The sequence below is a fragment of the Streptomyces bobili genome, from assembly GCF_002154575.1.
GTDB lineage: Bacteria > Actinomycetota > Actinomycetes > Streptomycetales > Streptomycetaceae > Streptomyces > Streptomyces bobili.
In genome coordinates this window covers 1-25,483 of the sequence record NZ_MUBA01000126.1, presented here as the reverse complement: position 1 = coordinate 25,483, position 25,483 = coordinate 1, and the positions used below count along the sequence as shown (strand labels likewise).

Here is a 25,483-nt window from a genome sequence, read left to right as displayed (position 1 = left end):
CCCGCCGCCGTTACGCGCCGGGAGTCATCGCGTCGCGCACGAGCGCCGTGTCCACGAACTGCTCGAAGCGGACGATCCGGCCACCCCGTACGACGAAGTGGTGCGCCACCCGTACGGCGATGTCCTTGCCGGTGGCCTTGTTGGTGGCCGTGTAGCGGGCGAGGACGACGACGTTCTCACCGTCGACCACATAGGTGTCGTCGTGGGCGGTCCACGCGTCCCAGTCCTGGCCGAGCCTCTCCATGACGTTGGCGGTGACGCCCTCGGGGGTGCGATAGGTGCCGGCGAGAGGGAAGCCGGCCATCTCCGTCCACTCCACATCGGGGGCGAGCGTGGCACGCAGGGCCTCCAGGTCGCCGGCGGCGGAGGCCAGGTACTGGCGGCGTACGACGTCGGCGGGGGCGGTGGAGGCCGCGAGGGCGGTGCTCGATGAGGCCGTGGTCATGGTCAGCCCCACTTCATTTCGCCCTTGGCGACCTTGGCGCCGAGCTGTGCGGCGATCAGCATGCCGTTGTCCGGGTAGCGCTTGACGAGCGCGTCGGTGAGAGCGGCGCCGTCTGCGGCCTTGCCGAGTTCCTCCTCGAAGGCGAGGAGATAGTCGCGGGTGGCGGTGATGGCGGACGCGTCGGCCGCGGTGTCGGGCAGGCGGTGGCCGGGGACGACCAGCCGCGGGTCGAGGGCCGCCATCTCGTCGAGGAGCTTGACCCAGGCGGAGCGGTCCTCGGGGGTGGGGGTGTCGGCGACCCAGACGTGCTCCTGCTGGAACAGCAGGACGCCGCCGAGGAGGGCGCGGTGCTCGGCCTGCCACAGGTAGTGGCGGTCGGGCAGTTCGGCGGGGCCGCCCTTCAGCTCGAAGCGGTTGCCCTCGACGGTGAGGTCGCCGGTGACCGGTACGAGGTCCACGAGACGGGTGGGCAGGTTCGGGCCGAGCGCCTCCCAGGCCTTGAGCTTGCCCTCGTAGGAGTGCCGGATGTGCTCGATGACGATCGGGGTGGCGACGAAGGTCGCGTCGGGGAAGGCGTCGGCGAGGACCTCGGCGCCGAAGTAGAAGTCGGGGTCGCCGTGGCTGATGAAGACGGTGGTCAGCGACTTGCCGGAGTCGAGTACCGCGGCGGCGAGCCGGTGGCCGTCGGCCCGGGTGAAGCCGGCGTCGACGAGCAGGGCCTCGCTCTCGCCGGTGACGAGGGTGGCGGTCTTGTTCTTGCTGCCGGCGGGGAAGTCGAGGTCGAAGACCTGGAACGACAGGGTGCTCATGGGGGCTCCTCGGAGGCGAGGCGAATGGGGGAGCGGGGACCGACTCGGGCTCAGCGCCTCAGAGACGCTTCGGCGACGGCTCGACGGCGCGCGGTGTCCGTCCGGTTTCGGTCCACATGAGGCAACAGTATCTGACTCGTCAGATAATTCAACGCGTGACGGTGCCAGTGTCCTCGGATGTCAGCGGCGGCGGGCCGCGTCGCTCAGGGCAGCAGTGGCAGCGAGTCGCGGGCCGAGTGGCTGAGGATGCGCAGGTCCTCCGCGAAACGCTCCCGGTGGGCGGCGGGCAGCGGCTCCAGGAGATACCGCTTGACGTTCTCCACGTGGAGCCGGGAGATGCGTACGGCGGAGTCCTCGCCCAGCGGTGTCAGGCGGACCAGGCGGCCCCGGCGGTCGGCCGGGTCCGTGACGCGCTCGACCAGGGCGGCAGCCTCCATCCGGTCCACGAGGCGGGTCGCCCCACCCGTGGTGAGGACCTGCTCCTGGCTGATCGTGCGCATCGACAGCCCCGGACCGCCCGCCCGCGCCAGGATCAATAGCACCTCGTACATGAGATGGCTGATCCCGCTCTCCTGCTCGATCTTCCGGCCAAGGATGTACTCCAGTCGGTTCGCGGCCCCTTGCAGCCGCCCGAAAGCCAGGACCAGTTCATGGTCGGCCGCCTCTTTGGCGGTCGAGATCTCCTCATGCTCGCCCATGGCACCTCCGTACGTTCGACACGCCGGAACCTACCGTGCCCGGCGATCCGGCGATCCGGCGACCGGCCGCGATGGCGCCGGGGGAGGCGAGGCGGGCCTCCCCGACCCCCGATCGAAGAAAATCTGTCATGGCGGCAGTAGACATTGAGATGTGCGGGAGCTAGCGTTGTTTCTGTACTCAGGAAGTCGAACCACGCGGCAGGACGAGCTGCCGCTCAGAAGTCGTAAGTACCGAAACCGCGCAACCGAATGAGGTGAGGAGCAGACGCCATCAGGATCGCCCGGGTGAGGACGAACCACCGCCCGGGTGCCGCAGGCCCCAGATCGGAAGGTGGTCCACGGTCACGCATTTGCGATCCCCGCAGTCCCGCCCTCGCGGGCGGGCAGGCGGAACAAAGAAGCCGGCGCAGGTCAGCCGGTAGATGGTGTTGAAACCTCGGGGCCCGGGCGTCAGCGTCCGGGCCCCCCGACGCGTCCTTGGAAAGAAGAGGTCTGTGCCCCCTGCTGGTCCCCGTACCCCCGACCCGCTCGATGACGACGACTATCCCGCCTACACCATCGGCCGGGCCGCCGACATGCTCGGCACCACTCCCGCGTTCCTGCGTGCCCTGGGGGAGAATCGCCTGATCGAGCCCCTGCGCTCCGAGGGCGGCCACCGCCGCTACTCCCGCTACCAGCTGCGCATCGCCGCCCGTGCCCGGGAACTCGTCGACGACGGCACCCCCATCGAGGCCGCCTGCCGGATCATCATCCTCGAGGACCAGCTGGAAGAGGCCAGGCGCATCAACGAGGAACTGCGCACCCAGGCGGAACGGCGGAAGACCTCGGCCTGACCCGCGGAAGCAGCCCCTGAGGGGCCCGTCCGTTCCTCGTCCTTCGTACCTCGCGCCCCGTCAGCGGCCCTTGCGCACCCGGGCCGCCGCACGGGCCTCCGCGGCCTTGCGGGCGTCGGCGGTCTTGCGGGACTCCTTGGCCGCGCCGGCCGGACGGGTGCCCATGCCACGGAACGGCGCGTTGCCGCCGGTGCCCTTCGTCCCGGCCGGCGGGCGCTTCGCTCCGGTGATGGCGGTCAGCGCCGCCTCACCGGAGCGGACCTGCGTGACCGTCGGCCGGATCCCGGCCTCGGACATCATCCGGTTCACGTCGCGTCGCTCGTTGGGCGTGACCAGCGTGACCACGCTGCCGGACTCCCCGGCGCGCGCCGTACGCCCGCCACGGTGCAGGTAGTCCTTGGCGTCGGCCGGCGGGTCGACGTTGACGACGAGGTCGAGGGCCTCGATGTGGATGCCGCGCGCGGCGACATTGGTGGCCACGAGCACGGTGACCTCGCCGTTCTTGAACTGGGCCAGCGTGTGCGTCCGCTGCGGCTGTGACTTGCCGCTGTGCAGCGCGGAGGCCCGCACCCCGCTGGCCCGCAGGTGGCGGGTGAACTGGTCCACGGCGGCCTTGGTGTCCAGGAACATCAGCACCCGGCCGTCCCGCGCGGCGATCTCCGTCGCGGTCGCGTACTTGTCGGCGGCGTGGATGTTCAGGACATGGTGTTCCATCGTGGTGACCGAGCCGGCCAACTGGTCGACCGACGCGAGAACCGGGTCGTGCAGGTGGTCGCGCACCAACTGGTCGACATTGCGGTCGAGCGTGGCGGAGAACAACAGCCGCTGTCCGTCGGCGGGGATCTGGTCGAGGACGGCCGAGACCTGCGGCAGGAATCCCAGGTCGCACATCTGGTCCGCCTCGTCCAGCACCGTGATCCGCACGTGGTTCAGATGGCAGTCCCGGCGCGACAGCAGGTCGGTGAGCCGTCCCGGCGTCGCGATGACGACCTCGACGCCTTCCCGCAGCGACGCCGTCTGCTTGTTGATCGACAGGCCGCCGACCACCGTCGCCAGTCGCACGCCCAGCGTCCGCGCGTACGGCTCCAGCGCCTCGCCCACCTGCTGGGCGAGTTCCCTGGTCGGCACCAGGATCAGGGCCCGCGGACGCTTCGACTCCGCCCGCCGGCCCGCCGTACGGACAAGGAGAGCCAGGCCGAAGGCCAGCGTCTTGCCGGAGCCGGTGCGCGCGCGGCCGAGGACATCGCGGCCGGCCAGGGCGTTGGGCAGGGTCGCGGCCTGGATCGGGAAGGGCTCCGTCACCCCGAGGCCGGTCATCGCCGTCAGCAGCTCCGGCGGCAGGCCGAGCGCGTCGAACGAGGCGGCCGGCGGCAGACCGGGGGCGACGGGCTGCGGTGTGGCGAGGTCACCCTGCGGCGCCGTCGCCGACCGGCGCTTTCCGGCATGCGGGAGTCCGGGGGCCGGCGACTTCGCGTTCATGGGGAACCTTCCTCGGTGTGAACGCCCGGAACGCGCCGGGGTCCGTACCCGTTGGTACGGACCCCGGCGGTGTCGAAGCGTGCCCCCATTTTACCAGCGGCCGCGCGGTGGGCGTCGGGACGGACGTGGTGCGGGGCGGAGGGGGACATGAACAGGGCGCACGAGAGTGGAACCACGACGAGCCCTCCCTGCGTTGAGCAGTAGACAGGCGAGGAACGCGTCCTGGCGTGGCGGCGGGTGAGTGGTGCGTCGCGGCCGGGACGTGAGGGCATCGGAGGGGGCTGCTGTGGTGTACGGATCGGACTTCGGTGCCGGACCGCGGAACGGACCGTACGGCGTGACGCGCGCCGCGCCGGAACCGCGGCGGGCGCGGGCCCGTGACGCGGCCGTGCTCGTGGCCGGGTGGGTCGCCCTGCTGTGGGTGCTGGAGGTCATCGACGCGATCAGCGGCCACGCCCTGGACACCTACGGCATCACGCCGCGGGAGTTCGGCGAGCTGCGCGACGTCGTGCCCGCCGCCTTCCTGCACTTCGGCTTCGACCATCTCGCGGCGAACAGCGTTCCGCTGCTGGTTATGGGTTTCCTGGCCGCGCTGTCCGGGATCCGCCGCTTCCTCTCCGTCGCAGCCGTGATCACCCTGGTGAGCGGCCTCGGTGTCTGGCTCACGGCACCGGCGAACTCCACGACCGCGGGCGCCTCCGGTGTCGTCTTCGGCCTCTTCGGCTATCTGGTCCTGCGCGGGTTCGTCGACCGCCGCATCGGGGACGTACTCGTGGGCCTCCTCGTCGGGGCTGTCTACGGGTCGATCCTGTGGGGAGTCCTGCCGACGGCGACCGGAGTCAGCTGGCAGGGGCACCTCTTCGGCCTGATAGGCGGCGTCGCGGCAGCGGTGGTATTCCGTAGGGCTCCCGACCGCCTGGCGTGAATCGTCTTCGGCTGGGACGCCGGGGCGGTCCCGGGTACCGATGGAAGGCGCCTTGCGGGGTACCCGGGCCGGCATGACACCGAAGAGCGATCACGCTGAATCCGTGCGTGCCGTCCGGCAGTTGCGAAACGTCCGTCCCGTCTACGCGGGCGGAGCCGCCCTGTGGGCGGTCTCGGCCGCCTGGACGGGGTGGGAGGACCCGGGAAGCCGGCAGATGTGGGTGTCGGTGCTCTTCCTGGTCGTCTTCACCGGCCTGCTGTCGGCGACGTCCCTGTGGCTGTGGCGTCGGCAGCCGGCCGGCGCGAGCGGGCCGGCGCACCATGCCGCACCGCGGCAGCCGGCCGCGCGCCGACAGGCGAGCGTCTGAGCACGGGAGTTCGGTTCCCCCGGTGCGGCGACCGGCCCTCCGCCGAGCCAGGGACGTGCCATGCCCCGTCGGGCGGTGCCACTGTCGGGCGTCGGCGATCCAGCTCCCGTGGCCGCGGCAGGGGCCGGAGGTCAGTCGGCCTGGAACCCGGCGCCGGCACCACCCCTCCGGGCCCAGAGGGGTGGTGACACGACGGGCCGTCCGCTCGCCCCCGCCACCGGGAGCCGCACGCCCTTCGCTGTACTCACTCGCCGTAGCCGATCACGGCACGCGGGTTCCTTACAGGACTCTGACGCACGCCCCGTATCCCTTCACCACTGCCGTTCCCTGGGCAACCCTGATCACGCAACGCCTGCCCGCCTTTGCCGATTCCGGTATGGAGGGCATTGCCGCGGTGTAAGGAAGCGGCCGCCGCGGCAAGGGCGCCCTGGACACGGTCACCCCGTGTCCGGGGCGTCGCGCGGAACCGTTCCCGGATCGCGCACCGCGTCAGGCGCGCCGACCCTGCGGTGACCACCGCGCACGAGGCGATTCCGGCCCCGTCAGGGATGCGTCGGCGGGAGCCGTGTGGCACCTTGGTCCCAGGTCCTGGCCCGTCACTTCCACCCCCGTGGTGACGGGCCAGGATTTTCTGCGGGCGACTACCCGAGGGCGACCGCGTCACCGGCAGACACGATCCGGGCGGTCGTCGTCGTGCCGGGGAAGTAACCATCGCCGTGCCCGTCTTGAGCCCGCTCGGTGGGGGAACGGAACGGTCACCGCTTCGTCCGCAGACCCTGCGGGTACTCAGGGGTGCGGCAGGCGCTGCGCACCTTCCTGCACGCGCCCGTCCCGTACGACGAGGGAGCGGAGCGGAACATGGCACGAGGCGAAGGGCCGGAGACAGCGGACGACCGGGCCGAACGCCTGATCGGGATCGCCGCGGACACGTTCGGCTGGGACAGACTCCTGCCCGAGCAGCTCACGGCCATGGAATGGGTGCTGGACGGTGAGGACACCCTCGTCGTTCAGGACCGGCTGGCTGCCACGCGGGCCGACCGCGACGCCGGAGCCGTGCACGTCGTACGGGGCGGCAAACGTCTGGCCCGCACCCGGCATCACCTGGCAGCGGCCCGGCTCACGCAGTCCGACTGGCGCGGGCGCTGGGAGGCGGAGCGCTGGTTCTGCCAGGCCGACGGAGAATCCGGCAAGCGGTACGGCAACGAGACGATCCGTATCAGCCCCGACGGCGAGGCGAGTATCAAGCTGCCCGCACCGCTTGCGCATCTGGCGAACGCCCCGCACGGACGGTACGTCCTGGCCTGCCGGGTCGCGTTCGCGCACCGGGGCAGCGAGTGGGCGGACCGGGTCGCGGCCGACCGGGCGGTCGCCTACCGCATCCACTACGACACCGGCCGGGACCGCTGGTATGTGACAGCGTCCTGGCAGATCCCGCCCGCCCCGGCCCTCCCGCTGGAGGCGGCGCTCGCCCACGGCGTGGTCGGCGTCGACATGAACGCCGGCCACCTCGCCGCCTGGCGCCTGGACGCCCACGGCAACCCCACCGGCGCCCCGCGCCGCTTCTCCTACGACCTCAGAGGCACCGCGGCCCACCGCGACGCCCAGGTCCGCCACGCCCTCACCCGCCTCCTGCACTGAGCCCGAGCTTGCGGAGTCAAGGCGACCGCGGTGGAGGACCTGGACTTCGCCGCGGAGAAGACCCGCGAGAAGCACGGCCGCAAAAAGCGGTTCCGCCAACTGATCTCCGGCATGCCCACCGCCACGCTCCGCGCCCGGCTGGCCTCGATGGCGGACCAGACGGGTGTCGCGGTCATCGCGGTGGATACGGCCTACACCAGCCGGTGGGGCGCCCAGCACTGGCAGAAACCCCTCACCGGCACGACCCGTCAGACCACTCGCCACGACGCTGCTGCCGTGGCGATCGGAAGGCGCGCCCAGGGACACCCGATCCGGCGACGGACGGCACCGCCCCCTGCTCACCGGAGTGATGAGCAGGGGCATCGGACCGTCCAGGCCAGACCGGGCGTCCCCGGGCGTGAGGGAACCCGCCCCCGCATTCCCGGACCACGGACACGATCCGTCGGCGCCGGACGCGGAGCGAACGCGGGCAACCAGAACGCCCAACACCGTCCGGGGCGTTCGGCCGAGCAGGAGACCTGGCAACAGGACTCACTCCGCTCAGCCTTGAGGAACGGTTGAAGGTCACTCGTGCCTCCAGGGCGGTCGATGATGGGTAGGCGTGTCCCCCTGGCGAGGAGATCACTCTGCGGAAGGGGGCCCGAACCTCAGCCCAGCCCGACGTCGTCGGCACCGGAGCATGGCGCCCGCGCCGCCCCGACCCGAGGGAGCCACCCGACCGGCGGGCACCACCGTGGGCATGCACCCCGTTTCCGGGGTACTCGCCGCGCACCGGCGCTCATCGACGCGCTGCCGGAGGAAGGCACAGCCGCTAGGGGACGTGACGCCGATGACTTCCAGGAAATCACTGTGGGCAGCCGCTGCCGCGTTCGCCGCCGGGGCCGTCGTGGTACGGCGCTCGATGGTCGGTCCGGCAGATCCGGCCGCCATCGACCGCTGGCTGACGGTGACGATCAACCGTGCACCGAGTGACATCCAGCCCGAAAAGCTGCCGGTGCCGCTCCAGGAGTACGGCGACCGGATCGAGACGCGGATCCGGCCCGCACCCGGCGACCGGGGTACGGAGCTGGCCGTACGGCTCAGGGAGCGCCAGCCGGGCACCTCGGCCTCTGCTCCGGCACGGCTCGCCGGTCAGGATCCGCGCCAGAATCTGCGTCGGGCCCTGCGCGAGGCGAAGGCGCTGCTGGAGGCGGGCGAGGTACTGCGGCCCGACGTGCCGCCCACCACGCACGACACTCCCGGCGGGGGACTCGTCGGGCTGATGACAAGGCGCGCGGGCGGGGAGGGTGTGCTGTGAAGGCTCTGTGCTGGGAAGGAGTCGACAAGCTCGCGGTGGAGGAGGTGCCCGACCCGGTTCTGCGGAACGACCAGGACGTGATCGTACGGCTGATCGCGGGGACCACCTGCGGCTCGGATCTGCATCTCATCGGCGGCTACATCCCCTTCATGCGGTCCGGGGACGTCATCGGTCACGAGTTCCTCGGCGAGGTCGTCGAGACCGGTTCCGCGGTGCGCCGCCACAAGGTGGGCGACCGGGTCGTCGTCTGCTCGTTCGTCGGCTGCGGACGCTGCTGGTACTGCGCCAACGACCTGTGGTCGCTGTGCGACAACACCAACACCAACCCTGGCATCGGACAAGCACTGTTCGGTGCTGACACCGGCGGAATCTTCGGCTACTCGCACGCCATGGGCGGGTTGCGCGGCAGTCATGCCGAGTATGTGCGCGTTCCCTTCGCGGACTACGGCGCTTTCCCCGTCCCGGAGGGCATCGACGACACGAGCGCGCTGTTCGTGTCCGACTCGGTCCCCACGGGGTGGATGGGGGCCGACCTGGCGGGCGTGAAACCCGGTGACGTCGTCGCCGTGTGGGGCTGCGGGGCCGTAGGGCAGATGGCTGCGCGTGCCGCCGTCCTGCTGGGCGCCGAGCGGGTCATCTCCATCGACCGGATTCCCGAGCGACTGGAGATGACCGAGCGGCACGTCGGCAGCGAGGTCATCGACTACACGGCCACCGACGTCGGGGCGGAACTGCGCGAGCGGACCGGCGGCCGGGGCCCGGACGTGTGCATCGAAGCGGTCGGCATGGAGGCACACAGCGACAGCCCGGTGCACCTGTACGACCAGGTCAAGCAGCAGTTGCGGCTCCAGACGGACCGTCCCACCGCCGTACGGCAGGCCATCCACGCCTGCCGCAAGGCCGGGACGGTATTCATCCTGGGCGTCTTCGCCGGCGCAGTGGACAAGTTCCCCCTGGGCGCGGTCGTCAACAAGGGCCTGACCGTACGCGGCGCCCAGATGCACGGCCAGCGTTACATCCCCATGCTGCTCGACCGCATGGCGGCCGGGGAACTGAGTACGGCGCACCTGGCGACCCACAGCGTCACGCTGGACGAAGGGCCGCGGGCGTACGACCTGTTCAAGCACAAGTCGGACGGCTGCGTACGCGCGGTCATACGGCCTGGCGGCTGACAGTCAGGGGGTTCGCCTCCCCGGCGGCTCCGTTGGCCGGCGCCCTGGTGAGGATCCGGATGCAGACCACCGCATCCACAACTCCCGGCGCTGCCGCTCTCCGCCACGACGCGAACCGGAACGGCGAGAGCACACGAACAACGGTGGCGGGACCGAACGCACGGCACGGGAAACGGGAACGGGAACGGGCACTCATCATGGGCACAGGAACCGACAGCCGCCTCGCAAGACGCCTGCAACGCCTCTTCCTAGGCGCGAAGCACGACTATTCCGCAGGACACGAACGACCGCTGGGCGGCTATCTCGCGGCCATGGCCGGATTCGGGACATACACGGCTGCGTGGGCCGCAGCGGTGCGGCTCCGTGGGCGTCCGCTGCCCGACCGGCCGGAACCGTGGGACGTGGTCCTGGCGGCGGTTGCCACCTTCCGGCTGAGCCGACTGCTCAGCAAGGCATCGGTGACCAGTCCGCTGCGGGCTCCCTTCACGCGGTACGTCGGTCCGCAGGGCCCGGCCGAACTGCACGAGGAGGCACGCGCCGACGACGGTAGGTACGCCGTCGGCGAGTTGGTGACCTGCCCGTTCTGCTTGAGCGTCTGGGTGGCTGCGACCCTGACCGGGGGCCAGCTGCTCTGGCCGCGCGCCACACGGACAGCTATGGGTGCGCTCACAGCGCTGGCCGGGGCGGACGCGCTCCAACTGGCCTACGCAGCCCTGGCGGACAAGGCCACCGAGGGCGATTAGAGCCCTCAGCGTTGCGGTTTCGGCCACGCTTGCGCCTCGCGTCAGGAGCCCGGAGCCGGGCGTGGCGCGACGAGGCCGTTCTGGTAGGCGATGACGACGAGTTGGGTGCGGTCGCGGGCGGCGAGCTTGGTCATGGCGTGCTGGATGTGGTGGCGGACGGTCGGCGGGCTGACGAACAGTGCGCTGGCGATCTCGGTGTCGGATCTTCCGTGCGCGGCCAGTGTCATGACTTCGCGCTCGCGCTCGGTGAGGCTTGCCAGGCGTTCGGGCGGGGCGAGCGGCTGGTCGTCCGGCGTCGCCGGAAAACCGGGCAACTGGCGTACCAGTTCCCGGACGAACGTCTGCGTGGCCGGTGACGTCCACCGTCGGCGGTGCCGTGCCAGCCGTACCGGAACATCGGCGAACGGCGGCCCGTCGAGCCGTACCAACCGGCCCTCGCGGAGGTGGTCCCGCACGGTGGTCAGGGGCAGCAGCGTCACTCCCAGTCCGGCGGTCACACAAGAACGCGCCGCGTCCACGCTCCCGAACCGGGTCAGGCGCGGCCGGGCGCCGGGGACGGCGAGCAGCCGTCGTTCCAGGGCGTCGCTGTAGGAACAGCCCTGCTCCAGCAGGAAGATGCTCTCGGCGGCGAGTTCCGCCCAGGCCGGCGCGTCGGCCCGCGCGGCGAGCGGGTGGCCGGGGGAGCAGACGAGGGCGAGGGGCTCGCGTGCGACGGCTTCGCTCGTCACATCGGGGAAATCGGTCTCCTCCTCCAGCAGGAGGGCCACGTCCAGGCGCCCGGACCGCAGCCCCTCGACGCACTGCGCGGTGCCGCCGGCATACAGCTGGACGTCCACCTCGGGGTGGCTCGTGCGCAGGGCGGCGACCACTCCCGGCAGCCGGGTGGTGCACAGCGACTCGGGAGTACCGACGACGACTCGTCCCCCTACGGCCCCGGTGCCGGCGCCGTCCGCCCGCAGCCGTGCCACCGCGTCCAGTACGTCCTCGGCTCGCTCCAGCAGCCGTCGACCGGTATCGGTGAGCAGCGCACCCGTGGGCAGGCGGTCGAACAACCGGGCGTCGAGTTCCCGCTCCAGGGTGCGGATGTGCACGGTGACCGTGGACTGCGCCAGATGCAGTTCGGCGGCAGCGGCCGTGAAGCTGCCCGTCCGGGCGAGTGTCGTGAAGGTGTGCAGCAGGCGGGTGTCCACCTAGCCAGGGTATGTCATATCCCGATGGGCAGGATCGAAACCAATCGTTGGACTCGATCGTCAGGGGATGGCAGCGTAGCGGGCATGAGCACCGACGCCGACGGGACGAGCCCCGTCAACGACCCACAGCCGCCCGTCGAGATCCTGCGCTACACGGCCTTCACCCACGATCCCGCCGGAGGCAATCCGGCCGGTGTCGTGCTCGACGCCCGCGGGCTCGACGACGCGACGATGCTCGCGATCGCGGCCCGGGTGGGCTACTCCGAGACGGCCTTCGTCACCAGCCGCGACGAGACGAACCGGCGGTTCGGCGTGCGCTATTTCAGTCCGCTCGCCGAGGTCGCCTTCTGCGGTCACGCGACCGTCGCGCTGGCCGTCGCACTCGCCGAGCGGACGGGCCCCGGCGAGATCGTCCTGGACACCCCGGCGGGCGAGATCCCGGTGGCCACCACATCACAGGACGGCGCCGTGCTGGCCACGCTCACCAGCGTCGCCACCCGCTCCCGCCCCGCCGAGAGCAGCGAACTGGACGCGGCGCTCAAGGCCCTGGGCTGGGCGGCCGGCGACCTGGACCCGGCACTGCCCCCGCACGTCGCGTTCGGCGGCAACGACCACCTGGTCCTGGCCGCAGCCACCCGGGCGCGCCTGGCGTCCCTGGACTACGACTTCGACGGCCTCGCCGAGGTGATGCTCCGGCACGACTGGACCACCGTCCAGCTGGTGTGGCGGGAATCGCCGGAACGCTTCCACGCCCGCGACCCGTTCCCGGTCGGTGGCGTCGTGGAGGATCCCGCCACCGGGGCTGCCGCCGCGGCGTTCGGCGGCTACCTCCGTGCGCTCGGCCTCGTCACCGCCCCGACCAGGATCAGCATCCGGCAAGGGGAGGATATGGGCCGCCCCAGCGACCTGTTGCTCGACGTGGATCCCCGGAGCGCCCGCATACGCGTGACGGGAGGGGCCGTGCCGATCGGCTAGAGATGCCGTGAGCCCGCAAGCCGGGGCTCGCCGGCCCCGCGGTCAGGAGGCGGGGATGCGCCGGATCACCCTGCCCCGGGCATCGGTCTCCAGCGAGGCGGTGCCGTCCGGGCCGGTCACGCTGACCCTGATGGTGAGGGCGCCGGTGAGACGGTCGGCGGTGAGCTGCCAGGAGTGCGGTGAGCCGGCGCCGAGGCCGGAGGCCTCCTCCACCAGGGCGGGGAAACGCTCGTACGGCAGGGAACGCGGGGCGAAGTTCGGGGCCGCCTCGGCGCCGCTGGGGGTGAACACCACCGACAACAGCCGTTCTTGTACGACGACGGTGAGTGCCGTGCGCTTCACGTCGTCCTTGGTGAGGGAGTCGATGGCGCGGCGCAGTTCCCCCTTGTCGAGCATGGACCGGCCGGCGTCGATGGTGACCGTGCCGGTCGCCGACGAGGTGACTGTCGTGGAGGACGTCCGGGTCACGGAGGGCCTGTCGGAAGAGGGCGGCTTCGCGGGGTCCTCCTCGCCGAACAGGTCGGTACGGAACAACAGGATCACCGCGGCGGCGCCGAGCAACAGGCCGAGGAGGCCCACGAACCCGAACGCGCAGCCCTCGGGAGGCTCGCTCACCACGGCCGGTCCGGGCACGGAGTCGAGGCGGGCGCCGGCCGCCCGGCTCCGCCACTCCGCTGTCGGCCGTTCCACGATCTTGACCTTCCACGGCCGGTCCGGCGGGTACCGGACCACGACGATGCCACGCGGCCGGTAGTCGGGGAGGTCGACGAGATTGACGTGCTGCACGACTTCGACGCCATACGCCGACGCGTCGTCCGGAGCGACCGTCAGCTCGAAGCGGACCGGTATGTCGCCCGTCTCGCCCCCGATCGCTTTGAGGTCCTCGATCATCGCGAGCGCCGTGACGGGTGCGACGGCCGCCTCCCTGGCGCGCCGCGGGATGCCGGCCAGGTGGAGAAGCAGGCCGTAGACCGCGGGCAGGACCAGTCCGCCGACGAACAGCGGGACGCGCTCGACGACGGCGCCGACGACGAGAGCGGCCAAGGACGCCCCGCTCACCCCACCGGTCAGGAAACCTCGTGCGAGGGCGACCGGGTGGTTGTGCGTGGGCCGCGCGCTCTCGGTGATCGCCATGCGGTGATTCTGCCGTGCGGAGAAGACGGCCGGAAGGTGCCCGGCCGGCTGTTCACGGCTCCCCGTCCGACCTGTTCACGCGCTGTTTCGCCGTTGCTCGGGCGGGCCGGGGGGGATGACGCCCGAACCGGCGGAGGCCCGGCCGTCCGGCCACGGGCGCTCGGCCGCCGCCCGTACGGCCTCCGGCCTCCGGTCACGGCACGCCCGACAGAGAGCCGCCGTGAGCTGACGGCCCATCGGGGCACGGCAGTTGATGGCGCCCGCGTGGCGCGTCCGGCGTTCAGCGCAGGATTAGCAGCACGGCCAGTGCGACGAGAAGGGAGTCGATCCTGTCCAGGAGGCCGCCGGAGCCGGGCAGCCAGCGGCCGGTGTCCTTGGCGCCGGCACCTCTCTTGATCATGGATTCGAGGAGGTCGCCGACCGGACCACCGACCGCGACCGCCACCGCCATGGGCCAGCTGAACGCGGACAACACGACGAGCGCGCCGAGCCCGGCCGCCGCCCCGGCCAGCGTCCCGCTCCACCGCTTGGCCGGTGACAGTGGCGACAGCCGGGGCCCGCCGAGCCGCCGACCGGCGAAGTACGCCACGATGTCGGCGACCGACACCGCGACGAACAGCGCGAGCGCGCTCGCCCCCAGCGGCACCAGCGCGGCCAGCGCACTCAGCCAGACGAGACCCAGCAGACCCGCTCCGAGCCGGTACAGACCACGGTCCGCGTCCCCGGCCAGCAGCGGTACCGCGGCCACCGCGAGCGCGCAGACCGCGGCCACCCGGAGCACCTGTCCGGGCGCCAGCCACGCGGCCAGTACGATCCCTGCGACGCCCGCGGCCAGCACCAGCCGGTCCGCGCGGCCGAGCCGCATCAGCCCGCCGTACTCCAGCACGGCGATCACCGCCACGGCGATGGCGATGGCAGCCGTCCCCGGGCGGCCCAGCCAGAACGCACCGGTGACCAGCGGCACCCCGACCGCCCACGCGCACCACCGGATCCGCAGCTCGCGGCGCCGGGAAGCCGCCACGGCGACGCCGCTCAGCGCCAGCGCCCCACCGAGGCAGGGCGCCAGCGAGGCCACCGTGATCACCGGGCGTAACCGGTTGCCGTAACGCCCTCGGGCACGGAAAGGCGCGTGGCCGGACGCGGCGGCAGCAGCGGGCGCAGCGCGGCCCCGAAGGCGGCCACGATGCGCGCGTTCTCGGCGGTGTCCTTGACCGCGACGCGCAGGGTCCGCCCCTGGTACAGCGACGACAGCGGTGACAGGTCGCGCAGGTACACGTCGTGACGGCGGCACTCGGCGACGACCTGCGCAGCGCTCGGCCCGCCGGCCGGCAGGGTCACGTTGAGGAAGTTCGCCACCGACTCCTCGACCACCACCGTCTCGTGCGAACCCGCCAGCCCGGCGGCCAGCCGGCGACGCAGCGTGCCGGTGCGCAGCCAACAGCCGCTGTAGTACGCCGGGTCGCGCAGGGCTGCCACAGCGGCGAGCTGCGCGGGGAGGCTGACCGGCCAGGGCGGAGTCCAACGGCGCAGCAGGGCAGCGGTGTCGGGCTCGGCCACCAGGTAGGCGGCCCGCATGCCGGACAGCGCGTACATCTTCGACAGTGAGGTGCAGACCACCACCCGCGGGTCCGTCGCGGCCAGTCCGGCGAGCGACTCTGCCGGGTCGACGTAGCCCAGGTACGCCTCGTCGATCCACCAGCGGGTCCGGGCCGGTGCGGCGGCGATGAGGGAGCGCAGGTCCGCGGCCGGCGCGTGGCGGCCGGTCGGGTTGTTCGGGTTGACGATCACGACGAGGTCGTAGCGGCCGGACCCGACGGCTGCGGACAGCCGCGCCGGATCGATCCGCCAGCCGTCCTCGCGGCGCAGCCGGAACCGGTCCACCCGGCAACCGATCACTCTCTCCGTGACGTGGGCGTACTCGCCGTAGCCCGGGTCCATCAGCAGCACCCGGCTCTCGGGAGTCAGCCACCGGCCGAACGCCCGGAAGATCAGGTCGGAGGAGCCGGCACCCACCACCAGCGTCTCGGCCGGCAGCGCCCGGACCGCGGCGATCTCCGCCACCAGACCCTCGGCGCCGGTCGGCGGCGACGTCCGGGCCGCCCACGCCGGATCCTCCGCGAGCGCCGCCCGCACCCCCGGCGCCGGCGGGAACCAGGCGTCCAGTACGTCGGCCGCGACGACCTCGTGGCGGCGGTGCAGGCTGCGGAAGTCCGTGCCGATGGCGGTGAACGAGGCGCCACCGTGCTCGCAGCCGTCGGGTCCGGGAGCGAACGGCACATCCAGCCGCCAGTCCACAGCGGACCGCAGCCGCTGCACCAAGGCGCGGTAGCGGTCCGTCGTGACCCGCGTCAGTTCGCTCACGTCGGCGGTCAGCACCTCGAACGTCAACGCACCGCAGCGCACGGTACGGCCGACCGGGCGCAGGCCCGCGGCCAGATACATGGCGAGCAGGTCGGTGCGCCCCATGGCCACCACACGGCGGCCACCTCGGGCCGCGATCCAGCGCAGCGCCGCGTACATCAGCAGCGGAGCCGCCGCGCCGGTGCGATGGCGCGGCTCGACGGTGAGCACGCGCACCTCGAACACGTCGTCCTCGGTGAGGAGCGGCAACTCGTCACGGGTCACGTACTTGTCCAGCGCGTACCGGCCCGTCCACGGCGGGGTCACGCTGACGAAGCCGACGCGGTCCGCATCTCGCGCCGCGACCAGGTAGACGTTGTCACCGTCCAGACCGTCGCGAAGCCGCCCGGCCGCATTCGGCGCGTGCTGGCCCAACTCCTGTGCGTACACCCGGTGGCGCAGTTCGTGGATCCAGTCGAGATCCTCCGCGGTGGCAGCGCGCAGCTGTAGTTCATGGCCCATGAGCACCTCTTTCGACGCGGGGTGGGGCCATGTCATCGTGGAGGACGAAGATCGGCCGCGACTGAGCCGAGCGACACGATCGGCCTGAGTACGCGTACTCAGGCGTGGGCGTCCGTGGCGTGCCGGTGCGCGGCGCCGGCGGAGAGCGGTGCCCCGGGGGCCCGTGCCGTCAGGGCCGGGGCCGCAGTTCGGGGGTGGCCGGGGGCGGCCCGTCAGGTTGGTGATGAGTTCGGTGCAGAGCTCGCGGAGCCTGATGTTGCGGTGCTGGGAGGCCGAGCGCAGGATGTCGAACGCCTCGTGAGCGGTGCAGCGGCGTTGGCCCATGACCACGCCGAGGGCTTGGTCGATGACGCTGCGGGACTGCATGGCGGTCTGGAGCTGCTCCGCGAACTCCTGCGTGTCGCTGATGCGTTGGGCCAGCGCGATGCCGCCGGTGGCCTGGGCGGCCAGGGACCGCAGGGCGGCGAGGTCGGTCCGCTGGAAGGCGTTGGGCGGACCGGCATAGAGGTTGAGGGCGCCGGCGGTGTGGGTGTGGGCGGCGATCGGCAGGGAGAAGGAGGAGCGGATTCCGCAGGACATGGCGTACGCGGGGTAGTCGCCCCAGCGGCGCTCGTCGAGCATGTCGGGGACGGAGACCTCCGCGTCGGTGCGCAGGGCCTGGAGGCAGGGGCCGTCGTCCTGCCCGTACTGCTTCTCGTCGAGTTTGGGAGCCGAGGGTCCCGCGCTGACCACGGTGACGGGCCGGCCGTCGCGCCGCAGGGTGACTCCGGCGCCCTCGGCGCGTGACAGTTCCAGGGCGGCGTCGGCCAGCGTCTGGAGGAAGTCTTCGAGGGAGTCGGTCTCCAGCAGCCACTGGGTGATGTGGCTGCCGCCGTACGCGTCGTCGGCATTCATCGTGTGTTCCCTCGCAAGGTCCCGGGCCCCGTAGGTCGGCATCTGTCGTGCCACCGGGGTCGACGGAGTCCAAGGTCCGAAGGAACATCCTCCAGTGCGTCCACTGCCTGGCACCGGCCGACGGTCGGCGTGGCGTGGCCTCTGCCTCTCACGCTACTCCTGCGCCGCATAAGCCGAGCTTTCAAGGCTTATTTACGCATATGACGGGAACTCGGCGTGGGCAGTGGTCGCCGCGGGTCTCCGGCCGGGCGGGCGATCGTCCGGTGCGGATGAGGGAGAGCCGTGGCCGTTCGGATAGGGGTAGAGGAAGAGTTTCATGTGCTGGACATCGAGAGCGGGCTGCTGGTGCCACGCGCCGGTGCGGTCCTCGGCCGCCTGCGCCTCAGGCCCGATTTCACCGCCGAGCTGCAGCGGTCCGCCGTCGAGTGGAACAGCGGGGTGCACGCCTCCCTGGACTCCCTGCACGCCGACCTGGTCAAGGCACGGCTACGGCTCGACGCGGCGGCCTCCGGCCTCGGACTGGCCGTCGTGGCGGCCGGGACCGTGCCTCTCGCGCGAGTGACCACGGGCGATGTCACCCCCGACCCCCGCTACCGGCACATGGCCGACGCATACCGGCAGGTCTCCGACGAGCACCTCGTGTGCAGCGCCCAGGTCCATGTCGATGTGACGGATCGCGACACGGCCGTACGGATCATGTGCGCGGTCTCCCGCTGGCTGCCCCCGCTGCTCGCCCTGTCCGCCAGCTCACCGTTCTGGCTGGGCACGGACACCGGATACGCCAGCTGGCGCGCGATGCTGTGGCAGCGGTGGCCCACCTCCGGGCCGGCCGGCTGCTTCGCCGGAGCCGACGCGTACGACGCCACCGTCACCGGGCTGGTCCGCTCCGGGGTGATCAGCGATCCGGGGATGGTCTATTACGACGTACGGCCCTCCGATCACCAGCGGACGCTGGAACTGCGCATCTGTGACGCCTGCCCGCGTGCCGAGACGGTCGTGCTCGTCGCGGGGCTGTTCCGCGCCCTGGTCGAGGACGCGCGTGCCCGGCTGGAGGAGCCCGCCGGCCGGGGCGTCCCCTGCGACGGGCGGCACGAGTGGCTGCGGGCCGCGGACTGGCGGGCGGCCCGCGCGGGCCTGGAGGGCGAGCTCGTCCATCCGGAGACCCGGCTCGCCGAGCCCGCCGACGCCGTCCTGCGCGACATGCTCCGGAGGCTGCGTCCCGCCCTGGAGGCGGCCGGTGACTGGGACGCCGTGCGGGTCCTCATGGACGAAGCCCTGGCGCGGGGCAGCGCGGCGCACCGACTGCGCGGGATCGTCGAGCGCGAGGGGCTGCTCGCGGGCGTCGCGACACTGGTCGCCGAGACCCGGGGCGAGCGCCGGCCGGGCCCGTCGCCCACGGCGGCGCGCCGGCCTGGCCCCGCACTCACGGCCGTGCACCGCACCGGCACAGCGGCTGACGCCGCTCCGGCACGGGCCGTCGTTCCCGGCTGGGGGAAGAGAACCGTCGGCGGCTGACTTACCGACTTCAGAGCCTCGCGTCCAGTGGGTTCACGGTCTTTCACTCCTTCGCGGCAACTGTGGGCACAACCTGTCCCAGCGGCATCACAGCGGCAGTACTTTTGCCGCCGCATCCCTCGACACAGGATCGACCGGCCGCCATGCTCGTCACCCCGTGCGGCGTCGTCCATGGGGGTTCGTCCGTGGGGGTTCGGCCGCGTGCCGGTGTTACCGGTGTGTCTCGTCCGCCCGACAGTGCGGCGCCGTAAGGGAGTTGACGGATCATCAGGGGGAGCGACGTGTCTGGGGTGAGCCTTCCGGAACACCGGTACAGCCGCACGGAGGCCACGCGCCTGCTGTGTGCCGGTGTCTATCAGGACGCGGGATTCCGACGTCGCGTCATCGAGGAACTGCTCGACCACCGCGAGCGGCCGGTCGCGCCGCCCAACGGGATCGACGTCCTGCCCGTCCTCGCGCACGCCCTGCGGGTGACCCGGCAGGAGGCGCGTGCCGCACTGCTGATGCTCGGAGCCTGGGTGGGCTTCTTCCTCTCCGACGTGATCATGTTCTGGGACAGCCTCTCCGACCGCTGGGGCGACGGCGCCGACGTCCGTTTCAGCGATGTCGTCACCGCCTTCTTCGAGGGCGACGACCGGCTCACCGACGGGACGCCCCTGCCCTGGTCCGTGTTGTACGCGATGGTCTGCCTGGCGCTGTGGTTCGCCCGTACGGCCCGCGGAGGCGGCAGCGCCGCCCGGTCCGCGGGGTTACCGGACCCCGTGGCCAAGGCCGCCGACGGCGCCGGTTCCCTGCTCTCCCTGGGTGCCGCCGCCTTCGCCCTCTTCTACTGGTTCCACTACGTCTTCGGCGTACTCGGCGGCGGCGTCCAGACGCCGTACCCCCTGCTCTTCCCCCTCGCGATGGCGCTCATCGCCTGGTGGTACCAGACCTGGCAGCGCAAGAACCTGTGCCGCCGACTCGCCCGCTGGACCTTTCCCACCGCCACCCAGCCGGAACTGCCCGCGGGACACCGGTACGAGAGCGTGCGCGACGACATCCGTCGCGAGCAGGAGGCCGCGCTCACGCTGTACGGCGACGACAGCCCCTTCGTCGGCCTCGGGGAGCAGGGCACTCCCTGGTCGTTCGCCATGGAACTGCGCAAGCGCACCCGGCGGGCGGGCGAGGCCGACAGCGCGGCGACCGGCCCCGGCACGAAGGACGCCGGCCCGCTGCCCCGCCAGACCGGCAGCCCCGACGGCGGTGCTTCGCCCGACCGGATCAGCAGCCCCGACGGCGGTGCACCGGCCCACCCGATCAGCGGCCCCCTCACCGCCGACTCCGCGCTTTCCATGATCGAACCGCAGCTGACCCGGCTGCGCGAGTCCGCCGCCCTGAGCGGCCGGGACCGCCTCCGGGACCTGGAGGTCGAGCGGTTCGTCTACCTGCCGGGAGGCGTGGCACGCGACGAGGAACTCGAGGTCGGCGGCGTCCCCGACCCGGCCGCCCTGCCTCATGGAGCGGGTCGACGGCGCGGCCGGTCCGTCTACGACCCCGCCCAGGTCGCCGCCCACCTCCGCGAAGCCGTCGACGAGGGCGGCGAGGGCCGACGGGTGTTCCTGCGCGTCCGCGTCGGCGCCTGGCACGAACAGGTCGTCGTCACCGTCCTCGTCCGCGTGCACACCCAGGGCCGCATGCTCATGCTCGAAGTGCTGCCCTTCGTCCTCAGCCCCGTCCGCAGGGAGTTCCGCGCCGTCGACACCTTCGTGGACCGGCTTCCCGAGACCTGGGTGCGAGCGGCACTGCGCGCCCTGCGGCAGGCGCCCGTGGTCGCGGTCGACACCGGTGTCGGAGGACTCGCCACCCTGCGCGACACGCTGGTGGGCGGCTGGAAGGACACTCAGGGGCTCCCGGACGTGCCGAGGGTCTCGCTGCGCGAATCGGTGAGCACCAACCGCCTGTCGGCCTTCCAGCGGATGGACAGCACCCGCTATGTGAAGACGATCCAGGAACGCATCGTCAACGGAGTCCGCGAAGCCCTCAAGGCGCACGGCTACCGCACCGAGGAGTTCGAGCAGCACGTCTACCAGCTCAGCGGCGGCAGCGTCTTCATCAAGGACATGTCCGGCGGCGCGGTGGCCACGGGCAGCCACGGTCGTGCCGCCCACCACGACGGCCCGCCGCCCCCGTCGGCGACCCGCGCCGACCACACGCCCTGACACCCGAAACCGTACGCCCTGAGAGAGGGGACTCCCCAGATGTCGAGCAGCCCAGACAGCGGTCCGGAGCAGCCGCCGAGCAGTGGAGGCGGCGTGAGTATCGGCTCGATGACCGGAGGGTCGATCGCCACCGGCAGCCACGGTACGGCGACGTCGTACAACACCACCGGCGCGGGACCGGACCCCCGCCACGCCGAACTCCTCGCCTCCATCCGGGAGTTGCGCGGAGCGCTGCCGCCGGTGGCGGACCGCAGCGAGGTGGACGCGGAGCTCGACGGCGAACTCGCCGAGGCCGAGGCCGAGATCGTGACGGCAGGTACCGCCGGCAGCGGCCGTCTCGCCCAACTCCTCGGCGGAGTACGGAGTTGGCTGGGTTCCCAGGGCGCCGCCGTCGGCGCGGTCGCCTCGGCCACCGCCGTCGTCCAGGGTGTCGCCCAACTGCTCGGCTGATGAGCGGACCACCCGATGACGGACACGCCACTGGGGCGCGGAGGAGGCAGCGATGAGAGTGTTCGACACCGAACGGCAGGAGTGGGCCGGGTCACGACGTGAACGCCTCTTCCACGCCGAGCAGTACCTCGACCTGCCGCGTCAGCGGAACGTCCTCCAGCGCACGGCGATCGTCCTCGCCGTGTGCGCGGTGGCCTTCGGCACCTGGGCCCTGGCCTGGAAGGACGAACCGAAGCCCTACCGTCCGCCCGCCGAGGAGGGGGCCGTCGAACCGGGCGTGACCGACGACGGCGTCACGGGGGAGGAGACGACGGCCGGTCCGAGCGTGACGGCGTCGGCGTCGCCACCCTCGGGCTTCCTGGATCCGGCCGACCCGGAGGGCTTCCGTATCGCCCTGCCCGAGGGCTGGTCCCGCGAGAGCACCCCGTCGCAGTACGGCATCGACATCGTCGAGTACCGCGCTCCCGACGGCATCCGCCGGATCCAGGTCTTCCAGCTCCTGGAGGACTCCGCGCACTCCTCGGTGGTGGAGGCCCAGAAGACGGCGAGCAAACTGGACGGCTACGACAAGATCCAGCTGGACTACGTGCCCGACCCGTCGGGTAACGAGGCGGCCGAGCACGAGTACACGGCGGACGAACTCAGCGGCGAACCCACCGCCGGCTCCGCGTACCACGTCATCGACCACCGCTTCGAGGCCGCCGACGGCGAGAACTACGCCCTCATCGTCTACGGCGCACAGGGCGACGGGACCGAGGACGAACGCGCACTGCTCGACACGGCCCGCGCATGGTTCTGCCCACCGTCCATGGAATGCCCGGCGCCGGAGCCCTCCTGACTGCTGCCCCTCGGGCCTCGGCGGGTGACGCGGCATGATGGAGCCATGATCACGATTCATCTGAAGTACGAGATCGACGCCGACAAGCTCGAGGACTTCGAGGAGTACGGCCGCCGGTGGGTCGGGCTCGTCAACCGCTTCGGCGGGACCCACCACGGCTACTTCCTGCCGAGCGAGGGCGACAGCGACATCGCCTACGCCCTCTTCTCCTTCCCCAGCCTCGCCGCGTACGAGCAGTACCGCGCGAACAGCATGGAGGACCCGGAGTGCCAGGCAGCCTTCGAGCTGGCGCGCAGCACCCGCTGCATCAAGCGGTACGAGCGCCGGTTCCTGCGGCCGCTGGACGGCTTGGCGCAGCCGCAGCCGCAGCCGTAGCCCCGGAGCCGCAGGCAAGGGTGGTGGTCGGGGGAGCCCGGCGCGGGGCCGGTCGGGCACGTTCTCAGGCGGGCGGAATGAGGAAGTCGAACTCGGGCCGCTCCCACCCCACGGCGGGCGGGTTCGCGGGGGCGGTCCCGGTGCGCACGGCACCCACGCCGCGGTAGAAGCCCTCGGCGGGGGGATGGGACACCACCCGGACCCGGTCGAGCCCCGCGGCGCGTGCCTCGGACTCCATGTGCGCGACGAGCAGCCGCCCGACCCCACGCCCCTGTGCCTCATCGGCGACGAACAGCAGGTCGAGTTCCCCCGAGGCGAGGAGCAACGAGTAGAAACCGATCACCCGGCTCTCGCGCTCGTCGTCCGTGACGGCCACGAACACGCGGTGGGCCTCGATGTAGTCGGGCCGGACCCGGTAGTCCGCGACCATGTCCGCGTACTGCCCATCATAGGCGCGAGAGCCACGCACGAGCCGCGTGAGGCGTCTGGCGTCCCGCGCGACGGCCCGCCGCACGGTGACGGGCCCGCTCCTCGGCGTAATGCTCGACTTCATACGGAGAGTATTACGCACCGGGGACGCCCTCGCACGGACGCCATGGCCCCCTCCCGTCGCTCACGTCACGACCGGGCGCCGCCCGTGGACGTCGACCGGGCACGCCGGACGGGGAAGAACGTCGGGACGGGATCATGCGCGAGGTAGTCCAGGACGAGGCGGTTGACCTGCTCGGGCTTCTCCATGGGCAGCGCGTGCGACGTGCCGGGGACGACGGCCAGTTCGGCGTCGGGGACGGCGCGATACAGGGCGATCGTGTGCTCGAGCGTCACCAGGTCGTCGTCCCCCACGACCACGAGTGTGGGTGCGGTGATGCGACCCAGGTCGTCCATGGAGATGGTCGGCTGGGTGCGGATCATGTCGGCGACCTTCTCCGCCACGATCGGCCAGTGCCCGGCACCGTCGGGTGACGCCGCCGCGTACAGGTCACGGAACATGGCCATGTCCGGCGCGTCGGGCCGCATGTGGTCGAGCATCTCCGGAGCGGCCGAACTCTGCGGGCCCGGAAGGAAGTTGGCTCCCATGACCACCAGCTTCCGGGTCAGATCCGGGCGGGCGACGGCGACCAGGAGGGCCACGATCCCGCCGTCGCTCCATCCGACGAGGTGGGCCGGACCACCGACGACCGACTCGATGAAGGCGATGGTGTCGTCGGCCATGGCCCGGTAGGAGAGCGGTCCGTCGACGTCGGGAGTGTGCCCGTGCCCGCGACGCTCGGGAAGAAACAGCCGGAAGCGCTGCGCGAACGCGGCTCGCTGCGCACCCCAGGTGTCGTTCGTGCACAGACCGCCGTGCAGGAGGAGCAACGGATCTCCGGCGCCCTCCGACTCGTACCAGGTCCGCACTTCGGGGAGCTGCACGTATGTGCCCGTTGCGCCCATCGATCCAGGCCTCCCTCGACTGCCGTCGACACCCGTCAGTCTCCTCGGCCCGCCGGACGGCCCGCAACACGAGGAGCTGATCCCGGAACCCGTGCACCGGTGGGTCGTATACGTCGCCACCTCGGGTACTCGTCGCCACGGGCCCGACGGGGCCCCGGCATCGCGAGCAGAACGGAGCGCACAGATGAGCACGGTCAAGGAAACGGTGGAGGTCGCCGTTCCGGTCCACACCGCCTACAACCAGTGGACGCAGTTCGAGGAGTTCCCGCACTTCATGGAGGGAGTGGAAGAGGTCCGGCAGGTGGACGACCGCCACAACCACTGGACGACCAAGATCGGTGGAACCCGGCGTGAGTTCGACACCGAGATCGTCGACCAGCTCCCGGACGAACGCATCACGTGGCGCACCATCGGCGGAGACACCAAGCAGAAGGGCACGGTCCACTTCGAGCGCCTGGACGACATGCACACGCGGGTGGAGCTGGTCATGGACGTCGAGCCCAGCGGGGTCGCGGACAAGGCGGCGGACGCGCTCGGCACGATCGACCGGCGCGTGAAGGGAGACATGAAGCGCTTCAAGCAGTACATCGAGGAGCGCGGCAGCGAGTCCGGGGCGTGGCGCGGACGCATCAGGCCCGGCGACGCCGGCTCCTCCTTCTGACCGACGGATCTGTCCCTCTGCCCCAGGAGGGCGCTACGGAGCGAGGTGATCCGCAGGGCTGGGAAGATGCCTCCATGAGCTACTTCTCGACCCTTGGCACGGAACCTGGTGGCGACCGGCAGGACCCGGCGCGGCCGGCGCGAGCCGAGCCCGGCCGCTGGCCGAAGCTGGAGGCCGCGCTGGCCGCGATCAACCGGGACCTGTCGGCGACCCTGCCGGGTCAGGACGCGCTGGTACTGATGAACGTTCCGTCCTGGGAGCCCGAGCCCCGGACCGCTGTCGCCGGGGATCAGGTCTACGTGGGGATGGCGGACGGCCGTTGGCACGGAAACGCGGTGAACGTGTGTGACCTGGAGGAGGGTGACCCGCGCGAGCCGCAGGACGCGATGACAGTCCTGAGCGTGGTCGCGGAGGCCGCGCAGGAGACCGTCATGGAGCTGCGCCGACAGGTCTGGCCGATCTGCTGGGTGCACAAGATCGGCTTGCATCAGCGTCCCGCGGGGACCACGGCCGACTGGTGCGGGGAGGAAACGGACCCGGGGGGCCCGCCG

General features: G+C 71.8%; 24 protein-coding genes and 3 pseudogenes. 15 read left to right on the top strand and 12 right to left on the bottom strand.

The features are described from left to right. Window positions 1–10: 10 nt before the first annotated feature. The 3 genes from BZL64_RS11560 to BZL64_RS11550 form a co-directional block, all read right to left on the bottom strand. A complete protein-coding gene (locus BZL64_RS11560) occupies window positions 11–445 on the bottom strand; it encodes a nuclear transport factor 2 family protein (RefSeq protein ID WP_086768733.1) in 435 nt (144 codons plus the stop codon). A 2-nt stretch (window positions 446–447) separates the two neighbouring features. Further along, the gene (locus BZL64_RS11555) at window positions 448–1,254 is read right to left on the bottom strand and encodes an MBL fold metallo-hydrolase (RefSeq protein WP_086768731.1); all 807 of its coding nucleotides are present in this window, start codon (window positions 1,252–1,254) and stop codon (window positions 448–450) included. A 203-nt stretch (window positions 1,255–1,457) separates the two neighbouring features. After that, a complete protein-coding gene (locus BZL64_RS11550; RefSeq protein ID WP_086768729.1) occupies window positions 1,458–1,952 on the bottom strand; it encodes a MarR family winged helix-turn-helix transcriptional regulator in 495 nt (164 codons plus the stop codon). 494 nt (window positions 1,953–2,446) lie between these two features. Between BZL64_RS11550 and BZL64_RS11545 the strand changes: the two genes are divergently transcribed. After that, the gene (locus BZL64_RS11545; RefSeq protein ID WP_086768727.1) at window positions 2,447–2,785 is read left to right on the top strand and encodes a MerR family transcriptional regulator; all 339 of its coding nucleotides are present in this window, start codon (window positions 2,447–2,449) and stop codon (window positions 2,783–2,785) included. Between the two features lie 60 nt (window positions 2,786–2,845). Here the strand turns inward: BZL64_RS11545 and BZL64_RS11540 are convergent, their stop codons facing one another. Continuing rightward, window positions 2,846–4,264: a DEAD/DEAH box helicase gene (locus BZL64_RS11540; RefSeq protein ID WP_086768725.1), complete on the bottom strand. Its 1,419-nt coding sequence runs from the start codon at window positions 4,262–4,264 to the stop codon at window positions 2,846–2,848. 337 nt (window positions 4,265–4,601) lie between these two features. Between BZL64_RS11540 and BZL64_RS11535 the strand changes: the two genes are divergently transcribed. The 6 genes and pseudogenes from BZL64_RS11535 to BZL64_RS11510 all read left to right on the top strand — a co-directional run bounded on the left by BZL64_RS11535 (window position 4,602) and on the right by BZL64_RS11510 (window position 10,406). Beyond that, on the top strand, window positions 4,602–5,189 hold the full coding sequence (locus BZL64_RS11535; protein ID WP_086768736.1) for a rhomboid family intramembrane serine protease: 588 nt from the start codon (window positions 4,602–4,604) through the stop codon (window positions 5,187–5,189). A gap of 103 nt (window positions 5,190–5,292) precedes the next feature. After that, a complete protein-coding gene (locus BZL64_RS11530) occupies window positions 5,293–5,556 on the top strand; it encodes a hypothetical protein (protein WP_341868794.1) in 264 nt (87 codons plus the stop codon). Between the two features lie 858 nt (window positions 5,557–6,414). After that, a pseudogene (locus BZL64_RS11525) lies at window positions 6,415–7,755 on the top strand (nuclease/transposase family protein). Between the two features lie 268 nt (window positions 7,756–8,023). Further along, window positions 8,024–8,491, top strand: a complete 468-nt coding sequence (locus BZL64_RS11520) for a hypothetical protein (protein ID WP_086768721.1) — start codon at window positions 8,024–8,026, stop codon at window positions 8,489–8,491. Further along, a complete protein-coding gene (locus tag BZL64_RS11515) occupies window positions 8,488–9,663 on the top strand; it encodes a zinc-dependent alcohol dehydrogenase (protein WP_086768719.1) in 1,176 nt (391 codons plus the stop codon). The genes BZL64_RS11520 and BZL64_RS11515 overlap by 4 nt, the downstream gene beginning before the upstream one ends. A gap of 197 nt (window positions 9,664–9,860) precedes the next feature. Further along, on the top strand, window positions 9,861–10,406 hold the full coding sequence (locus BZL64_RS11510) for a DUF1360 domain-containing protein (protein ID WP_086768717.1): 546 nt from the start codon (window positions 9,861–9,863) through the stop codon (window positions 10,404–10,406). Window positions 10,407–10,447: 41 nt separating this feature from the next. Here BZL64_RS11510 and BZL64_RS39515 read toward each other — a convergent pair whose 3' ends face one another. Then, window positions 10,448–10,720, bottom strand: coding sequence for a response regulator transcription factor (locus BZL64_RS39515; protein ID WP_279634599.1), 273 nt, complete (start codon window positions 10,718–10,720; stop codon window positions 10,448–10,450). After that, window positions 10,718–11,596 (bottom strand): annotated as a pseudogene (locus BZL64_RS11505) (LysR family transcriptional regulator); the annotation flags it as partial. The pseudogene BZL64_RS11505 and the gene BZL64_RS39515, both read right to left, overlap by 3 nt. 84 nt (window positions 11,597–11,680) lie before the next feature. Here BZL64_RS11505 and BZL64_RS11500 point away from each other — a divergent pair. Further along, window positions 11,681–12,571, top strand: a complete 891-nt coding sequence (locus tag BZL64_RS11500) for a PhzF family phenazine biosynthesis isomerase (RefSeq protein WP_086768714.1) — start codon at window positions 11,681–11,683, stop codon at window positions 12,569–12,571. A 42-nt stretch (window positions 12,572–12,613) separates the two neighbouring features. Here the strand turns inward: BZL64_RS11500 and BZL64_RS11495 are convergent, their stop codons facing one another. The 4 genes and pseudogenes from BZL64_RS11495 to BZL64_RS11480 form a co-directional block, all read right to left on the bottom strand. Then, on the bottom strand, window positions 12,614–13,705 hold the full coding sequence (locus BZL64_RS11495; protein ID WP_086768712.1) for a hypothetical protein: 1,092 nt from the start codon (window positions 13,703–13,705) through the stop codon (window positions 12,614–12,616). Between the two features lie 280 nt (window positions 13,706–13,985). After that, window positions 13,986–14,789 (bottom strand): phosphatidate cytidylyltransferase, encoded by an 804-nt coding sequence (locus BZL64_RS11490; RefSeq protein ID WP_208639422.1) that lies wholly within the window; start codon window positions 14,787–14,789, stop codon window positions 13,986–13,988. Next, window positions 14,786–16,567 carry a histidinol-phosphate aminotransferase family protein gene (locus BZL64_RS11485; RefSeq protein ID WP_086768710.1) on the bottom strand — a complete coding sequence of 594 codons (1,782 nt, stop codon included), beginning with the start codon at window positions 16,565–16,567 and terminating at the stop codon, window positions 14,786–14,788. Before BZL64_RS11485 ends, BZL64_RS11490 begins: the two co-directional genes overlap by 4 nt. Before the next feature lie 282 nt (window positions 16,568–16,849). Then, window positions 16,850–17,461 (bottom strand): annotated as a pseudogene (locus BZL64_RS11480) (GAF and ANTAR domain-containing protein); the annotation flags it as partial. A 282-nt stretch (window positions 17,462–17,743) separates the two neighbouring features. Between BZL64_RS11480 and BZL64_RS11475 the strand changes: the two are divergent. The 5 genes from BZL64_RS11475 to BZL64_RS11455 all read left to right on the top strand — a co-directional run bounded on the left by BZL64_RS11475 (window position 17,744) and on the right by BZL64_RS11455 (window position 22,837). After that, window positions 17,744–18,976, top strand: coding sequence for a carboxylate-amine ligase (locus BZL64_RS11475; RefSeq protein WP_086768708.1), 1,233 nt, complete (start codon window positions 17,744–17,746; stop codon window positions 18,974–18,976). Between the two features lie 290 nt (window positions 18,977–19,266). Beyond that, window positions 19,267–21,174, top strand: a complete 1,908-nt coding sequence (locus BZL64_RS11470; protein WP_086768706.1) for a hypothetical protein — start codon at window positions 19,267–19,269, stop codon at window positions 21,172–21,174. Between the two features lie 93 nt (window positions 21,175–21,267). Further along, window positions 21,268–21,624: a hypothetical protein gene (locus BZL64_RS11465; protein WP_086768704.1), complete on the top strand. Its 357-nt coding sequence runs from the start codon at window positions 21,268–21,270 to the stop codon at window positions 21,622–21,624. A gap of 52 nt (window positions 21,625–21,676) precedes the next feature. Further along, entirely contained in the window at window positions 21,677–22,462 is a 786-nt protein-coding gene (locus BZL64_RS11460; RefSeq protein WP_143663087.1) for a hypothetical protein, read from the top strand. Window positions 22,463–22,507: 45 nt separating this feature from the next. Next, on the top strand, window positions 22,508–22,837 hold the full coding sequence (locus BZL64_RS11455) for an NIPSNAP family protein (protein WP_086768700.1): 330 nt from the start codon (window positions 22,508–22,510) through the stop codon (window positions 22,835–22,837). Between the two features lie 64 nt (window positions 22,838–22,901). On the opposite strand, the gene BZL64_RS11450 is transcribed toward BZL64_RS11455, so the two are convergent. Further along, window positions 22,902–23,390, bottom strand: a complete 489-nt coding sequence (locus BZL64_RS11450; protein ID WP_167396124.1) for a GNAT family N-acetyltransferase — start codon at window positions 23,388–23,390, stop codon at window positions 22,902–22,904. 65 nt (window positions 23,391–23,455) lie between these two features. Beyond that, window positions 23,456–24,271, bottom strand: a complete 816-nt coding sequence (locus tag BZL64_RS11445; protein ID WP_086768696.1) for an alpha/beta fold hydrolase — start codon at window positions 24,269–24,271, stop codon at window positions 23,456–23,458. A 184-nt stretch (window positions 24,272–24,455) separates the two neighbouring features. Here BZL64_RS11445 and BZL64_RS11440 point away from each other — a divergent pair, with 184 nt between their 5' ends. Together BZL64_RS11440 and BZL64_RS11435 are read left to right on the top strand one after the other, a co-directional pair. Continuing rightward, window positions 24,456–24,932 carry an SRPBCC family protein gene (locus BZL64_RS11440; RefSeq protein WP_086768694.1) on the top strand — a complete coding sequence of 159 codons (477 nt, stop codon included), beginning with the start codon at window positions 24,456–24,458 and terminating at the stop codon, window positions 24,930–24,932. A 74-nt stretch (window positions 24,933–25,006) separates the two neighbouring features. Further along, on the top strand, window positions 25,007–25,483 hold a 477-nt coding region (locus tag BZL64_RS11435), incomplete at its 3' end, for a hypothetical protein (RefSeq protein WP_086768692.1).

Coding starts and splice junctions, on each gene's coding strand:
- BZL64_RS11510 (WP_086768717.1), top strand. CDS start 9,861: ATGGGCACAGGAACCGACAGCCGCCTCGCAAGACGCCTGCAACGCCTC.
- BZL64_RS11440 (WP_086768694.1), top strand. CDS start 24,456: ATGAGCACGGTCAAGGAAACGGTGGAGGTCGCCGTTCCGGTCCACACC.
- BZL64_RS11450 (WP_167396124.1), bottom strand. CDS start 23,390: ATGAAGTCGAGCATTACGCCGAGGAGCGGGCCCGTCACCGTGCGGCGG.
- BZL64_RS11500 (WP_086768714.1), top strand. CDS start 11,681: ATGAGCACCGACGCCGACGGGACGAGCCCCGTCAACGACCCACAGCCG.
- BZL64_RS11555 (WP_086768731.1), bottom strand. CDS start 1,254: ATGAGCACCCTGTCGTTCCAGGTCTTCGACCTCGACTTCCCCGCCGGC.
- BZL64_RS11455 (WP_086768700.1), top strand. CDS start 22,508: ATGATCACGATTCATCTGAAGTACGAGATCGACGCCGACAAGCTCGAG.
- BZL64_RS11460 (WP_143663087.1), top strand. CDS start 21,677: ATGAGAGTGTTCGACACCGAACGGCAGGAGTGGGCCGGGTCACGACGT.
- BZL64_RS11495 (WP_086768712.1), bottom strand. CDS start 13,705: ATGGCGATCACCGAGAGCGCGCGGCCCACGCACAACCACCCGGTCGCC.
- BZL64_RS11540 (WP_086768725.1), bottom strand. CDS start 4,264: ATGAACGCGAAGTCGCCGGCCCCCGGACTCCCGCATGCCGGAAAGCGC.
- BZL64_RS11520 (WP_086768721.1), top strand. CDS start 8,024: ATGACTTCCAGGAAATCACTGTGGGCAGCCGCTGCCGCGTTCGCCGCC.
- BZL64_RS11485 (WP_086768710.1), bottom strand. CDS start 16,567: ATGGGCCATGAACTACAGCTGCGCGCTGCCACCGCGGAGGATCTCGAC.
- BZL64_RS11445 (WP_086768696.1), bottom strand. CDS start 24,271: ATGGGCGCAACGGGCACATACGTGCAGCTCCCCGAAGTGCGGACCTGG.
- BZL64_RS11560 (WP_086768733.1), bottom strand. CDS start 445: ATGACCACGGCCTCATCGAGCACCGCCCTCGCGGCCTCCACCGCCCCC.
- BZL64_RS11550 (WP_086768729.1), bottom strand. CDS start 1,952: ATGGGCGAGCATGAGGAGATCTCGACCGCCAAAGAGGCGGCCGACCAT.